The organism is Vibrio fujianensis (genome assembly GCF_002749895.1).
Lineage (GTDB): Bacteria > Pseudomonadota > Gammaproteobacteria > Enterobacterales > Vibrionaceae > Vibrio > Vibrio fujianensis.
In genome coordinates, this window is record NZ_NBUS01000043.1 from 63,433 (window position 1) to 76,119 (window position 12,687).

Annotated in this window: 11 protein-coding genes and 9 tRNA genes; 2 read left to right on the forward strand and 18 right to left on the reverse strand. The window is 43.7% G+C overall.

Going from position 1 to position 12,687, the window contains the following annotated elements:
* Positions 1 to 3: 3 nt before the first annotated feature.
* The 6 genes from apaH to lptD all read right to left on the reverse strand — a co-directional run bounded on the left by apaH (position 4) and on the right by lptD (position 7,034).
* A complete protein-coding gene (gene apaH / locus B7C60_RS11075; protein ID WP_099611713.1) occupies positions 4 to 819 on the reverse strand; it encodes a bis(5'-nucleosyl)-tetraphosphatase (symmetrical) ApaH in 816 nt (271 codons plus the stop codon).
* 10 nt (positions 820 to 829) lie between these two features.
* Positions 830 to 1,210, reverse strand: coding sequence for a Co2+/Mg2+ efflux protein ApaG (apaG, locus tag B7C60_RS11080; RefSeq protein ID WP_099611714.1), 381 nt, complete (start codon positions 1,208 to 1,210; stop codon positions 830 to 832).
* A 66-nt stretch (positions 1,211 to 1,276) separates the two neighbouring features.
* Positions 1,277 to 2,083: a 16S rRNA (adenine(1518)-N(6)/adenine(1519)-N(6))-dimethyltransferase RsmA gene (gene rsmA / locus B7C60_RS11085; protein ID WP_099611715.1), complete on the reverse strand. Its 807-nt coding sequence runs from the start codon at positions 2,081 to 2,083 to the stop codon at positions 1,277 to 1,279.
* Positions 2,073 to 3,086, reverse strand: coding sequence for a 4-hydroxythreonine-4-phosphate dehydrogenase PdxA (gene pdxA / locus B7C60_RS11090; protein ID WP_099611716.1), 1,014 nt, complete (start codon positions 3,084 to 3,086; stop codon positions 2,073 to 2,075). The genes rsmA and pdxA overlap by 11 nt, the downstream gene beginning before the upstream one ends.
* Complete coding sequence (gene surA / locus B7C60_RS11095) at positions 3,076 to 4,371, reverse strand: peptidylprolyl isomerase SurA (RefSeq protein WP_099611717.1); 1,296 nt, start codon at positions 4,369 to 4,371, stop codon at positions 3,076 to 3,078. The genes pdxA and surA overlap by 11 nt, the downstream gene beginning before the upstream one ends.
* A 311-nt stretch (positions 4,372 to 4,682) precedes the next feature.
* Positions 4,683 to 7,034 carry an LPS assembly protein LptD gene (gene lptD, locus B7C60_RS11105; RefSeq protein WP_099611718.1) on the reverse strand — a complete coding sequence of 784 codons (2,352 nt, stop codon included), beginning with the start codon at positions 7,032 to 7,034 and terminating at the stop codon, positions 4,683 to 4,685.
* 147 nt (positions 7,035 to 7,181) lie between these two features.
* On the opposite strand from lptD, the gene djlA reads away from it, so the two are divergent.
* Positions 7,182 to 8,048: a co-chaperone DjlA gene (gene djlA / locus B7C60_RS11110; protein ID WP_099611719.1), complete on the forward strand. Its 867-nt coding sequence runs from the start codon at positions 7,182 to 7,184 to the stop codon at positions 8,046 to 8,048.
* Positions 8,049 to 8,166: 118 nt separating this feature from the next.
* Here djlA and B7C60_RS11115 read toward each other — a convergent pair.
* The 12 genes from B7C60_RS11115 to mutY form a co-directional block, all read right to left on the reverse strand.
* A tRNA-Asn gene (locus B7C60_RS11115) sits at positions 8,167 to 8,242 on the reverse strand.
* 11 nt (positions 8,243 to 8,253) lie between these two features.
* Positions 8,254 to 8,329 (reverse strand) — tRNA-Thr (locus B7C60_RS11120).
* 37 nt (positions 8,330 to 8,366) lie between these two features.
* Positions 8,367 to 8,442 (reverse strand) — tRNA-Asn (locus tag B7C60_RS11125).
* Between the two features lie 17 nt (positions 8,443 to 8,459).
* Positions 8,460 to 8,535, reverse strand: a tRNA-Thr gene (locus tag B7C60_RS11130).
* Positions 8,536 to 8,587: 52 nt separating this feature from the next.
* Positions 8,588 to 8,663: transfer RNA gene (locus B7C60_RS11135), tRNA-Phe, on the reverse strand.
* Between the two features lie 389 nt (positions 8,664 to 9,052).
* Positions 9,053 to 9,128: transfer RNA gene (locus tag B7C60_RS11140), tRNA-Asn, on the reverse strand.
* Positions 9,129 to 9,140: 12 nt separating this feature from the next.
* Positions 9,141 to 9,216: transfer RNA gene (locus B7C60_RS11145), tRNA-Phe, on the reverse strand.
* Positions 9,217 to 9,222: 6 nt separating this feature from the next.
* A tRNA-Thr gene (locus B7C60_RS11150) sits at positions 9,223 to 9,298 on the reverse strand.
* Between the two features lie 53 nt (positions 9,299 to 9,351).
* A tRNA-Phe gene (locus B7C60_RS11155) sits at positions 9,352 to 9,427 on the reverse strand.
* A gap of 108 nt (positions 9,428 to 9,535) precedes the next feature.
* Positions 9,536 to 10,666 (reverse strand): membrane-bound lytic murein transglycosylase MltC, encoded by a 1,131-nt coding sequence (gene mltC / locus B7C60_RS11160; protein ID WP_099611720.1) that lies wholly within the window; start codon positions 10,664 to 10,666, stop codon positions 9,536 to 9,538.
* Between the two features lie 70 nt (positions 10,667 to 10,736).
* On the reverse strand, positions 10,737 to 11,012 hold the full coding sequence (locus tag B7C60_RS11165) for an oxidative damage protection protein (RefSeq protein WP_099611721.1): 276 nt from the start codon (positions 11,010 to 11,012) through the stop codon (positions 10,737 to 10,739).
* Positions 11,013 to 11,032: 20 nt separating this feature from the next.
* Positions 11,033 to 12,088: an A/G-specific adenine glycosylase gene (gene mutY, locus B7C60_RS11170; RefSeq protein WP_099611722.1), complete on the reverse strand. Its 1,056-nt coding sequence runs from the start codon at positions 12,086 to 12,088 to the stop codon at positions 11,033 to 11,035.
* A 252-nt stretch (positions 12,089 to 12,340) separates the two neighbouring features.
* Here mutY and B7C60_RS18950 point away from each other — a divergent pair.
* Positions 12,341 to 12,687, forward strand: a 347-nt coding sequence (locus B7C60_RS18950) for a tRNA (guanine(46)-N(7))-methyltransferase TrmB (RefSeq protein WP_483887760.1), incomplete at its 3' end; no start/stop codon positions are given.

Sequence of the window (12,687 nt, forward strand, 5' to 3'; positions counted from 1 at the left end):
AACCTAGAACTTCTTGCCTAATGCTGGCTGCTGGAAGTACTGCTTATCTTCCCAACGCAACATGGTTAATGGGCCTCCCCATACGCAGCCAGTATCTAATCCGATCACCTGTTCATCTGCATAGCCTTCAAGCGCGGCCCAATGGCCGAATAGTACGGTCTTTTCCAGTTGGATGCGTTGTGGTAGGGCAAACCAAGGCATTAAATTTTCGGTGGGTACTTGTGCTGGAGGAAGTTTGCAGGCCATATCTAACCGTCCATCGCTAAAGCAAAAACGCATACGAGTGAAGGTGTTAATAATATAGCGGTAACGTTCAATGCCTTGTAAGTTTGTATCCCAGAGATCGGGCGTATTAGCGTACATATTCGCTAATAACCATGGAAACTTCGGGCTGCGTAACAGCTGTTCGACTTCTTGAGCTGAGGCTCTTGCCGTAGCTAAATCCCATTGTGGGGAAATGCCCGCATGTGTTACGACAAATTCAGGGTGCTCTACTAATAAGGGAAGATGGCGTACCCAATCTAAAAGTTCATCGGCATCGTCAGCTTCAAAAATAGCCAGAGTTTTGTCTTTACTTTTAACAGGGTGAATCCCTTGTGCAACCGCCAATAAATGCAAGTCGTGATTGCCTAGAACGGCTTTTGCTGAATCACCAAGCCCTTGGATAAAACGTAGTGTTTCTAATGAGTTCGGACCTCTAGCAACCAAGTCACCGGCTAACCATAAAGTATCCTGCTCGGGAGTAAAGTCGGCCAGTTTAAGCAGTTGGTGTAGTTCAGCTACGCATCCTTGTATATCACCGACAATATAGTTCGCCACAATCACTCCGTTAATTTAATACGTTAGGGACAGCCAAGCGGAATGGTTCAATTTCCGTGATAAAAGTATCGCCCACTTGGTTAAGAAATGTGTAATGTCCTTGCATGACACCAACCGGGGTTGCTAGCGCAGTACCACTGCTGTATGTGTATTCATCATTGGCGGCAATAACTGGTTGTTCACCGACGACACCTTCGCCTTCCACATGCATTTGTTTGCCATTGGAGTCCGTAATTAGCCAATGGCGATGAGTCAATTGCACCGTTTCATGACTGAGATTTCTAAGGGTAATTAAATATGCGAAGACATAACGGTGGTGGTGCGGTTCTGACTGCTCAGCGATGTATTTTGTTTGAACCTGAATCTTGATACAAGGTTGCGAAGTCTTCATAAGCGCTCCTTATTCTTCTATCCAAACGAAGAAAATAAGGATGGTGTGTTGACCATCCTTACCCTTTTAAGCTTGTTGAGCATCAAGCCAGTTAGCCATGGCAACGAATTGTGCCAACGTCAGGTTTTCAGGCCGCATGCTAGGATTGATATCCAATTTAGCAAAAGTATCATCATTCACGAGGCCTTTATAGCAATTACGCACAGTCTTACGTCGTTGGTTAAAGCCTTCTCGTACCACTCTATCTAGCCATTTTAGGCTGGTCGTTGGGTGTGGAAGTTGTTCATAAGGAACGAGCCTGACTACTGCTGACTCCACTTTTGGTGGTGGGACAAATGCGCTAGGCGGCACCTCTAATACGGGAACGACTTTGCAGTAATATTGTGCCATAACGGTTAATCGTCCGTAGGCTTTACTTCCCGGGCCCGCCGCTAAGCGATTGACTACCTCTTTTTGCAGCATGAAGTGCATATCTTGAATATCTTTGTGGTATTCAAACAAATGGAACATCAATGGCGTAGAAATGTTATAGGGTAAGTTGCCAAAAATTCGTAGCTTGTTGTTGGACTGAACCAATTGGCTGAAGTCGAAGCGCATGGCATCGCCTTCGTGAATCGTCAACTTGCTCGATAACTCAGGATGGTTGCGTAAACGCTCAGCGAGATCACGATCGAGCTCAATGACAGTAAATTTATCGACTTCACGACCCACGGGCTCAGTAATTGCCCCCAAACCTGGCCCAATCTCAACTAGGTTTTGTCCAGGCAGAGGATTGATCGCAGAAACAATACCATCGATGATATAAGGATCGTTTAAAAAGTTTTGACCAAAACGTTTACGCGCTTTGTGCCCTAAATGGACATCATTTCTCATAGTTTTCTCGAATTATTGCATTTTTATCAACAAGCGCTATTGCGTGAGCGAGAGCTGTTTTAAAACTACCCACCTCGGCTTTCCCACTTGCGGCAAGATCTAATGCTGTACCGTGGTCGACTGAGGTACGAATAAAAGGCAGGCCTAAAGTAATATTAACTGAACACCCAAAACCTTTATATTTTAACACAGGTAGCACTTGATCATGATACATGCCTAATACGGCATCAGCTTGCTGTAAATATTTGTCATTAAAGATAGTATCAGCAGGTAATGGCCCGATCAGATTGATACCTTCTTGCTGACGTAGTTTTTCCAAGGTTGGGGTGATGGTGTCGATCTCTTCATGACCAAGAACACCCTCTTCTCCCGCATGTGGATTGAGGCCGCAGACATAGATGGCTGGTTTTTCAATCGCAAACTTCTCTACTAAGTCCTTGTGGAGAATATGAATAATTTTTTCTAACCGCTCAGCAGTCACCGCTTTTGCTACATAAGCTAGTGGGATATGAGTCGTCACCAAAGCGACACGAAGCCCTTCTGTTGCTAGCATCATCACCACTAGGGGGGTATTAGATTGCTCAGCAAAAAACTCAGTGTGGCCACTAAATGCTACGCCTGACCGGTTAATTACCCCTTTATGCACAGGGCCGGTGACAATAGCATCAAATTCGTGATTCATACAGCCTAAAGCGGCTCTTTCTAATGTTTTTAAGACATAATGACCATTCGCGGTATTGAGCTGACCAGGAATAACCCTTTCGGCCACTGGAATATGTTCTACGACTAAAGAACCCGCTTGTTGAGGCTGAGGTGAGTCAGTTGGATCATAGTCAATTAGCTCGACAGCAATACCCAGAGCCTGAGCCCGCTGTATGAGCATGCTTTTATCCGCACAGACGACCACTTGATGAGGCCAACTCTCTTTAGACAGCTCAAGTACAAGATCAGGGCCTATGCCAGCTGGCTCTCCTGCCGTAACAATAATGCGCTTAATCGTCATCTTGATTATCCTCTAACACTTCGACAAAGGCGGCGGCTCTTAACTCTTGTAGCCAAGCGCTGGCTTCTTCATTGAATTTTCGGTTAAATAGAATACGATAAGCTCGATTTTTCAAGGCCGTATCGGTTCGATCGACATTACGGCGATCCAGTACTTCAACAATATGCCAGCCATGGACGGTCTTAAAGGGTTGACTAATACTTCCTACCGCGAGTGTTTCAATTTGGTGTTTAAACTCAGGAACATAGATATCAGGGGTTTGATAGCCTAATTCACCGTTTTGCGCTGCCGAGCCAGGATCTTGACTGTATTGTTGGGCTAATTCAGCAAAGCTTGCTTCTCCGGCCTGAATTCGGCGAATAAATTCCTCAAGTTGCTTCTGGGCACCTTCATCACTCAAGATAATGGTCGGTTTAATCAAAATATGTCGCGCATTAACTTCGGTTACTGCAACCGTTTCTAACCCTTTTACATCATCAATTTTCAGGATATGAAAACCGACACCACTGCGAAATGGGCCAATAATACTGCCTTTATTTTGCATTTTTATCTGGTCGGCAAAAATGGTTGGCATCTCTTCTTTACGCATCCATCCCCAATCTCCGCCTTGTAGCGCTTTAGGGCCTTTGGAGTAGGTGATCGCTAAAGTTTTGAAGTCTGAGCCGTTATTGAGTTGTTCGACCAGTTTTTTGGCTTGCTCTTCAACCTGTGATTTTTCTTGATCTTGATTGAAACGTAGTTGTATGTGGCTAATTTTATATTGAACGGCAGCGTTGGTTTCTTGGGCGAGTAATTCAGCCAATGTTTCCACTTCTGCGGGAATAATATTAATTCGGCGACGCACTAAAGCATTACGCGCTTCACTGGCGGCCATTTCTTTTCTCACTTGTTCGCGAAATTCAGCGTAGGTTAACCCTTCTTCGGCAAGGGAGGCGCGAAATTGTGTTGGGGTTTGCTGATTATTGTCAGCAATTTCAACGATGGCATCATTTAAGCGATTATCGTCAATACGTACCCCAATGCGTTGCGCTTCTTGTTGTTGTAGGGTATCTATAATCAGCTTTTCGATAACCTGTTCACGTAAGACATTTCCTGCTGGAAGTGTTTGTTGATTTTGTTTTGCGTTCGCTTTAACTGTTAGCAGCGCACTCTCAATCTCACTTTCTAAAATAACACCACTGTTGACGATGACGGCAACCCGATCTAATTCAACGGGCTGTGCCTGTACGGCGGTCGTACCAAGCAGCGTGATTAACGTGCATAATGCGGTGGTCCACAATTTCATTCCATGTCCTATCAAAATCGATGAGCCTAAAGCTAGGGTCTGTTGACCTTTCGCGGTTAAATTTTGTTCGAGATAAAAGCGTTTTAATCGCGGCGAGAGGTTTGTCGCCTAGTTATTCTAAGCAAAATACCTCTCAACAAGGAGTAAAACGCTTTTAGCCGAACCCTTCGGGCAGCATTTGTGGCTCCTTTCTACGGCGTTATCGGCTTCTCGAGTAGAGTCACTACATTTCAAAGCCTCTGCCTTGTATAAAGAAGCCACAAATTGCTGCAAAAATCAGCTCGAAAGGTCAACAACCCCTAGGTTCGTCATTAGTTATTTAAAAAGAAAGGGCGGCCATAGCCGAGCGAGTTATTTGACCCTTTGTTGCTTGCCATACCTTCACTCGATTGAACACTTGTGCCAAAGCCAATGATACCAATATTAAAGCTAAAGTTATTTTCATAGTCAGGTGTGGCATGTTCATCGGTAATAAAGTCACCTTGCCAACTTTTCAATTGATTACTATAAGCAAAGCCCATATACCAGCAGTCCGAGGTGTAGCGTAATCCGATTAGCCACTCGAGTGCTTCTCTCGTGGTTGTGTCGTAAAAATATTGCCCGTTCATTTGCCATTTTCGGGTTAATTGATAGCCACCGAGTAACCCAACTTGTGAAATACCATTTTTGGTGATTCGATTCACAGGAATCGTATCGCCAACCGTATTCTCGATATATTCTTTAGTGACATAACGGTAGTTGGTCTGTAGATAGCCATCCGTAAAACGGTATTCCAATGTACTGTTGGCTAATTGCATGGCGCTAGTATCAATATCATATTGCATGCCACCATGGTAGAAGAGGTAGTCGTTATAATTAAAATCCATTTCTACCGCCCAAGCGGAATAGCTGCTTTGTGATTCTTCTTCAGCTGGTGAAATTAGATTGCTGGCTTTTAGGCTTTTATCCAGATAGAAAATTTGCCCAAAGGCAATATTTAGCCGCTCTTTGTATTGATCATCAAAGAAACGAGTGGATGCTCCATAGCTTATTTGGTTCGCTGGCGCGATATAGTCAACACTGCTGTATTTACGGCTGCGGAACAAACCATAGTAATCGGTTTGCAGCAGGGTGGTGTCATACAGAGCGATTTTTCTCTGATCTTCTTTTGGAACATACAAATATTGAATTTGCGGCTCTAGTGTTTGGGTATAGTCATTAAATAACACGGTATCGCGCTCAAGAATAATTCCAGCATGAGTTCTGAACTCAGGAATGACTCGTGAAACCTCTTCCTCAAGATCTTGATAGTCACTGTTGTTGACTCCTTTTAAATCTTGTTTGTAATACGTGCCAAGTACCCGAGCTTCAGTTGTCCAGGTTCCCCATGTATTGCCGAGTGGAATGGTTATGCCCGGCTCGATATGAGCACGCGTTGCTGAGGGTTTTCCTGGGGCATCGGTGTCAAAACGAGAAATATGACTTTTTACATCCAAATTTAGGTAGCGTAATACTTCAGGCGCATAATAATTAAACGCAATTTGAGGCATTAAACGATAGGGTTGGTTATCGCCCGTCGTTAAGACTTGAAAATCTCTCGCGAGTAATGATGCATCCCATGTCGCACTTCGATAAGTAACTCGACCTTGTTGAATGAGCTGGCCATCTTCACGATGACCAACACCAGAGCTGAGATCTGAGAAATATTCAATATCACTTACCCGAGAGTAGTCGAGATCGAACTTCCATGCTTGTTGATAAATACCGCTATGTTTGTATTGGAAAGCCCAGCGATCGCCTTTTTCTGGGTAAAGGTTATCATCCGGTAAATACTCAGCTTTAATATCACCTTGTCCAAATGTGGTGAGATAACGAAATAGTGCATTCAATTGGGGGCCACGATTCTCCATATAGCGTACTGACGTTTCTAAGTCATAATCGGGCGCTAAGTTCCAATAAAAAGGAACATTGATCTCAAAGCCATCACGCGATCCGTATGAAAAACTCGGATAGAGGAAGCCGGTTTTTCGTGTGTCACCAATAGGAACGGTTAGGTAGGGTAAATAAAAAATAGGAATATTTTGCACTTCCAAGCGTGGATTATAAAAAGTCGCTCGCTCTTCATTTTGATCCACATCGATGCTCGATGCCCGCAGTCGCCAAGCATTATCGCCTTCAGGACACGAAGTAATCGAACCGTCATCAATTTCGTATATCGCTTTGCCTGTTTTGGCAATATAGGCAGCATGCCCTCTACCGGGCTGACATAAAAATTGATATTGGGTATTTTCCAATGTCATCTGATCGGTATTTAAATTATTGGTTGCACGATCAGAGGTCGCTTTGACTTGGCCATCACTAAATTTAACCTCACCTTCAGCAATCACAATATTGTCTTGCTGGTGTAAAGTTACGCTGTTGGCATGAATCTGCTTTTGCCCCTGAATCACCACGACGTTACCTGAATAGGTCGCTCGTTCACCATGAATTGCTTCTAGCTTATCCGCTTCGACATTGATAGGCTGTGCGCTCGGATTTTCCGATTCAGGTTGGTCAACTAAGCATTGATCGATAGTGAGCAGTTCCTGCACACTCTCATCCACCGTAGTGTCTGCTTGAGTTTGTGGCGCAAAGAGCGCGGCGCTAATGGAAGCGGCTAAAAATGTGCGGGAAAAACGTGACATCGAGTTGTACTATCCTGTTGAGCTTGTTTGATTCCGACTTTAGGAGTGATAAGTCAATAAAATGTTCCTTATCATAAAGGAATTTAACGCTCCCGGCACTATCAGACCACAGCACACCTAAAAAATTCATAGATTGAGAGCACATAAATGCATATTTTTGGCAAAATACTTGGCGCTTTCTTCGGCTTCCTGTTTGGAGGACCGTTTGGCGCAATCTTTGGCCTTTTTCTTGGCCATCAGTTTGATAAAGCTCGTCAGCGTAGCCAGAACCCATTTGGTGGTGGAAGCTTTAATACTTCAGGGCCCAGCCAATCGGAACGGCAAGAGGAGTTTTTTAAAGCTGCTTTTGCTGTTATGGGGCATGTCGCAAAAGCCAAAGGGCAGGTGACTCAACAAGAAATTCACCTTGCCAGTGTGATGATGGAGCGTATGAACTTGCATGGTGAACAGCGTCGCGCTGCACAAGAGGCGTTTCGTGAGGGGAAAAGTGCTGATTTCCCGCTGCAAGAAACCCTAGAGAATGTGCGATTTTTTACCGGGGGGCGTTTTGACTTATTACAATTCTTCCTTGAGCTTCAGATTTCAGCTGCCTTTGCTGATGGCTCATTACATCCTAGTGAGCGGCAGGTTCTGCACAAGGTTGCCCAAGGGCTTGGTTTTTCTTCGGATCAACTAGAGCGTCGTCTGCGTATGCAAGAAGCGGCTTTCCGTTTTCAATCTGGTGGTGGCTTTGGCGGTTTCGGTCGTGAACAAAACCATCATTCTGGCTCTCATCAATGGCAGCAAGCAACAAATCAAGATCGATTAGCTGATGCTTTTTCTGTTTTGGGTGTGAGTGAGGACGCGGATGCCAAAGAAATTAAGCGGGCTTATCGTAAGTTGATGAATGAACATCACCCTGACAAGTTGATGGCAAAAGGGTTACCGCCTGAAATGATGAATATGGCAAAAGAAAAATCACAAGAAATCCAACATGCTTATGATCTGATAAAAAAAGAGAAGGGGATCAAATAAGGTTTGATACTCTATTTTAGTGATAGGTTCAATTCTCGGTAGCCGGTGACCGAGAATTGATTATTGTCGATTTAGCTGAAAACAAAAAAAGCCCAGTCATTGACTGGGCTTTAAAATTTGGCTCCTCCTGCTGGGCTCGAACCAGCGACCTGCGGATTAACAGTCCGTCGCTCTACCAACTGAGCTAAGGAGGAATAAATTTTAATGGTGCCGACTACCGGAATCGAACTGGTGACCTACTGATTACAAGTCAGTTGCTCTACCTACTGAGCTAAGTCGGCTTAATTAAACAAGGTAGTTACCCTATTTAATAAGATTTGGCTCCTCCTGCTGGGCTCGAACCAGCGACCTGCGGATTAACAGTCCGTCGCTCTACCAACTGAGCTAAGGAGGAACAAACTTTTAGATAAATGGTGCCGGCTGCCGGAGTCGAACTGGCGACCTACTGATTACAAGTCAGTTGCTCTACCAACTGAGCTAAGCCGGCGCATATTTATCTTTTCATGATATCGGTATTGCACCCATATTCATTTGAATAATGGTGCCTCGAGGCGGAATCGAACCACCAACACGAGGATTTTCAATCCTCTGCTCTACCGACTGAGCTATCGAGGCAACGGGGTGTATTAAACGAGTTTTCCGATTCTTCGTCAACAGTAAAATGCAAAAAAAAACTCGTTTGGTGATTTTCTATACTCAGTGGGCTGTTTTTATCCATTTTTAATCGGAATCGTTAGGGAAACGGGCCACTAAAGATAAGCAGAATCAAGCAAGAGGCAGCAAAATTTACCCAGCAAATAGAGAAAAGTCACCTAACGAGGCTTTTCTTTTTATCAGAAAGCTTAGTTTCTCTAACGTCATTATTGATGTTGATTTATTGAGCAAGCAGGAAAGTACATCAAGGCGATGATGGAAGCGTTGAGCAACGAAGGAATAAGCGATTGAGCGGGCGTCATAAAGAATAAAAAAAACAAAAGCCCAGTCAGTGACTGGGCTTTGAATAGTGGCTCCTCCTGCTGGGCTCGAACCAGCGACCTGCGGATTAACAGTCCGTCGCTCTACCAACTGAGCTAAGGAGGAACAGCTTTAATATGGTGCCTCGAGGCGGAATCGAACCACCGACACGAGGATTTTCAATCCTCTGCTCTACCGACTGAGCTATCGAGGCAATAAATGGTGCCGACTACCGGAATCGAACTGGTGACCTACTGATTACAAGTCAGTTGCTCTACCTACTGAGCTAAGTCGGCGCACTTAATTTATTGCTTGTTGCTACTGAAAACAGCACCAACAATAAAATTTGTGGTGCCCGGAGGCGGAATCGAACCACCGACACGAGGATTTTCAATCCTCTGCTCTACCGACTGAGCTATCCGGGCAACGGAGCGCTATTAAACGGATTTTCCTCTGCCACGTCAACTGGTTTTTAGAAAAAAACTGAAAAACCGCTTCAAGCGTCGCTATTTTAGGCAATTTTGTGGTTTTTCTTATTTCTTATGAAAATCTTGTTTATAGCGAGTAACTTTTTCAAGGTAGCGTCTTGCTTCTGCATTGGGATGTTTTTTAGTTAATGCCCAATAAACTTGATTGGGTTGTAAACGATTTAAATCATTCATTGCTCGTTGTCGATCTCGATGGAATGTTCGGAGTACCCCGCCAGCGCCTCCGTTGTAAGCAGAAATCATGCTGTATTCAAGAGAAAGGGGATGACGAACATCTTTCAAATAACGATTTTTAAGGAGGTAGAAGTAGGCTGTGCCGGTATCAATATTATTTTCAGGGTTAAACAGATATTCTGGTGAAGGTTCTCCAGCACGATTTTTGACTAAATTAAATACGTCACGCCCTGCGGTTTTAGGTACAACCTGCATCAAACCATAGGCATTGGCCCAGCTGACCGCGTAAGGGTTAAAACTACTTTCGGTTTTAATGATCGCGTAGATCAAATCTTCTGGGATGTCGTATTTACGTGAAGCGCGACGAACAATATCGGCATATTGATAGCTGCGGATCTGCATTTGGTCTTCAACCATTGGAATTTCTACGTAATAGGATTTTTTAAAGTCGACTTGCTTGACTTTGAGATGATGCGCTATCAAGTAATCAGCAAAGCGGTTTGCGCGCCAGCGCCATTGGATCGGTTTTTTATCTTGATCGAGCACTTGTTGGTATAAAAAAGGCTGGCCCTTTAATTCAATATTTTTGGAAGAAAAAAGATCGACACAGGCTGGATCGTCGGGTGTTAGTAGTGTGGTGATGATCGCTTGTTTTAAATGTTCTTTTGGATCAGTCGGTGAGATGGTTTCGACTAAAATTTTACCGTCACTAAAATTCACTTCGGTACGACTGAGGTAGTTATCTATGTATTTAACATAGTTGCTTTTTCCCGCAATCTTGATTGCGTTGTGTCCCCAACGTTTTTCGATATTACCAGAAAAGGAATGAATCAGTGCATCCAGTGCTGCGGTGTCTTTTTCAAATTGACCGGGTAATTGGGCAAGATTTTTCGCAAATCGATTGGTTGGTTCATAATTAATATCATAAATACGTTCGATAAACTCTCGGCTACAACCGACCAATACCAATAGCGTGGCCAGACAATAAAGACACTTTTTCATGCATTTCTCAGGTAAATATAGCGAGGAAATTAGGGCGATAGCCCAAATTTCCAACGGTGATCAATGAAGATTATGCTTCGCTTGGTGGGGTATAGCCTTCGATATGGACTTCTTTTCCTTCAAAGAGAAAGTTGACCATCTCTTGCTCAAGCAGTTTGCGATGTTCAGCATCCATCATATTTAATTTTTTTTCGTTGATGAGCATGGTTTGTTTGGTTTGCCATTGGGCCCAAGCTTCTTTAGAGATGTTATCGAAGATGCGTTTGCCCAATTCTCCTGGATAAAGCTGAAAATCCAGACCGTCAGCTTCTTTTTGTAAACGAGCACAAAATACCGTGCGACTCATAATTATTTCCTCTTGATGAATTATGAATGAATTTCAAACGGCAGGCCGCTGATTAACTGCTTAACGGGGGCAGCTAAACCGACTTCTTCCGGACGAGTTAAGTTATACCAAAGACCTTTGTTTCCTTCCATGATGATGTTGGGTTTATCGGTCAATTCTAATAGAACAGGGGTGATATCCAAATGGTAATGACTAAAAGTGTGTCGAAAGGCAATTAAGGTTTTTTGATGCTGGATTTGAGTATTGCTGATTCCACGCATTGCTAGAGTGTGTTTTATATCCATATCACTGTGTTGTGGAAAGCAAAATAATCCGCCCCAAATCCCGATTTGTGGGCGTTGTTCAAGCCATACATCCCCTTGATGATAAAGTATAATGAAGCAAGTTTGTTTGGTCGGTTTGTCCGTTTTTGGTTTTTTCGCTGGGTAATCTAGTGGGTTACCTTGTTGTTTGGCGATACAGAATGACGCGACAGGACATAGTGTGCACTTAGGTTTGCTGCGAGTACAAATCATTGCCCCCATATCCATCATTGCTTGGTTATATTTATCAACATCCGTAGTTGGTGTATGTTGCTCTGCGTATTGCCATAGCTGATTTTCTACGTTTTTTTTACCTGGCCAGCCTTCAACAGCAAAGCAACGAGCTAAGGTTCGTTTTACATTACCATCTAAAATCGCGTGGGGTTTGTTAAAGACAGAGGAAAGTACCGCTGCTGCGGTGGAACGACCCACTCCCGGTAACGCATTCATCTGTTCAAGTTGGGTTGGGAAATGTCCATTATATTCTTCCACCACGATTTTAGCGGTTTTGTGCAGATTACGAGCTCTAGCGTAATAACCAAGCCCTGTCCAATAATGAAGCACTTCATCTTGTTCAGCCCGTGCCAATTCTTCTACGCTGGGGAAGCGAGTGATAAACTTTTGATAATAAGGAATTACGGTTGTTACTTGCGTCTGTTGAAGCATGATTTCCGATATCCAGACACTATAAGCGCTTTTGTTCTGTTGCCAGGGAAGGTCTTTACGACCGTAAGCGTTGTACCAAGTAATAATAGCCTTAGCAAATGGAGTCACAACTTACTCAATGATAATAAAATAATGGGACAAAATTGCACCATAGAATGGTATCAAAGTACAACCGATAAATTATAGGGTTATCAATTTGGCGATTAAGGATAGTGATTACTCCCCTCTTATTTTTATGAACTATGGTTATTCACGAACCATGGTTATTCACGAGTGAAGAATAACACTTGCACGACACGCAATTCTTTGGATAATCACACTCCCTTTCAGTCAAGATTAAAAAATAGACAGGCAATATCAATGAGTGAAGTCACCACGAACGAACGGAATGAAGACGGTAAAGTAATGCGTAGAATTCGCAGTTTTGTCCGTCGTGAAGGTCGGTTAACCAAAGGTCAAGAAGCCGCAATGAAAGCGTGTTGGCCAACCATGGGTATTGATTATCAGGATCAGCGGCTCGATTGGGTTGAGGTCTTTGGTAATGATCATCCTGTTGTATTGGAAATCGGTTTTGGGATGGGCGCTTCTTTGGTTGAAATGGCCAAAAATGCGCCAGAGAAAAACTTTATTGGTATTGAAGTACATAGCCCAGGTGTAGGGGCTTGTTTAGCGTCGGCTCGTGATGCCGGGGTAACTAATCTCCGTGT

What these genes read in the sequence shown, in the direction of transcription:
- apaG (WP_099611714.1), bottom strand. Translation starts at nt 1,210, where the DNA reads ATGAAGACTTCGCAACCTTGTATCAAGATTCAGGTTCAAACAAAATAC.
- rsmA (WP_099611715.1), bottom strand. Translation starts at nt 2,083, where the DNA reads ATGAGAAATGATGTCCATTTAGGGCACAAAGCGCGTAAACGTTTTGGT.
- pdxA (WP_099611716.1), bottom strand. Translation starts at nt 3,086, where the DNA reads ATGACGATTAAGCGCATTATTGTTACGGCAGGAGAGCCAGCTGGCATA.
- surA (WP_099611717.1), bottom strand. Translation starts at nt 4,371, where the DNA reads ATGAAATTGTGGACCACCGCATTATGCACGTTAATCACGCTGCTTGGT.
- lptD (WP_099611718.1), bottom strand. Translation starts at nt 7,034, where the DNA reads ATGTCACGTTTTTCCCGCACATTTTTAGCCGCTTCCATTAGCGCCGCG.
- djlA (WP_099611719.1), top strand. Translation starts at nt 7,182, where the DNA reads ATGCATATTTTTGGCAAAATACTTGGCGCTTTCTTCGGCTTCCTGTTT.
- mltC (WP_099611720.1), bottom strand. Translation starts at nt 10,666, where the DNA reads ATGAAAAAGTGTCTTTATTGTCTGGCCACGCTATTGGTATTGGTCGGT.
- B7C60_RS11165 (WP_099611721.1), bottom strand. Translation starts at nt 11,012, where the DNA reads ATGAGTCGCACGGTATTTTGTGCTCGTTTACAAAAAGAAGCTGACGGT.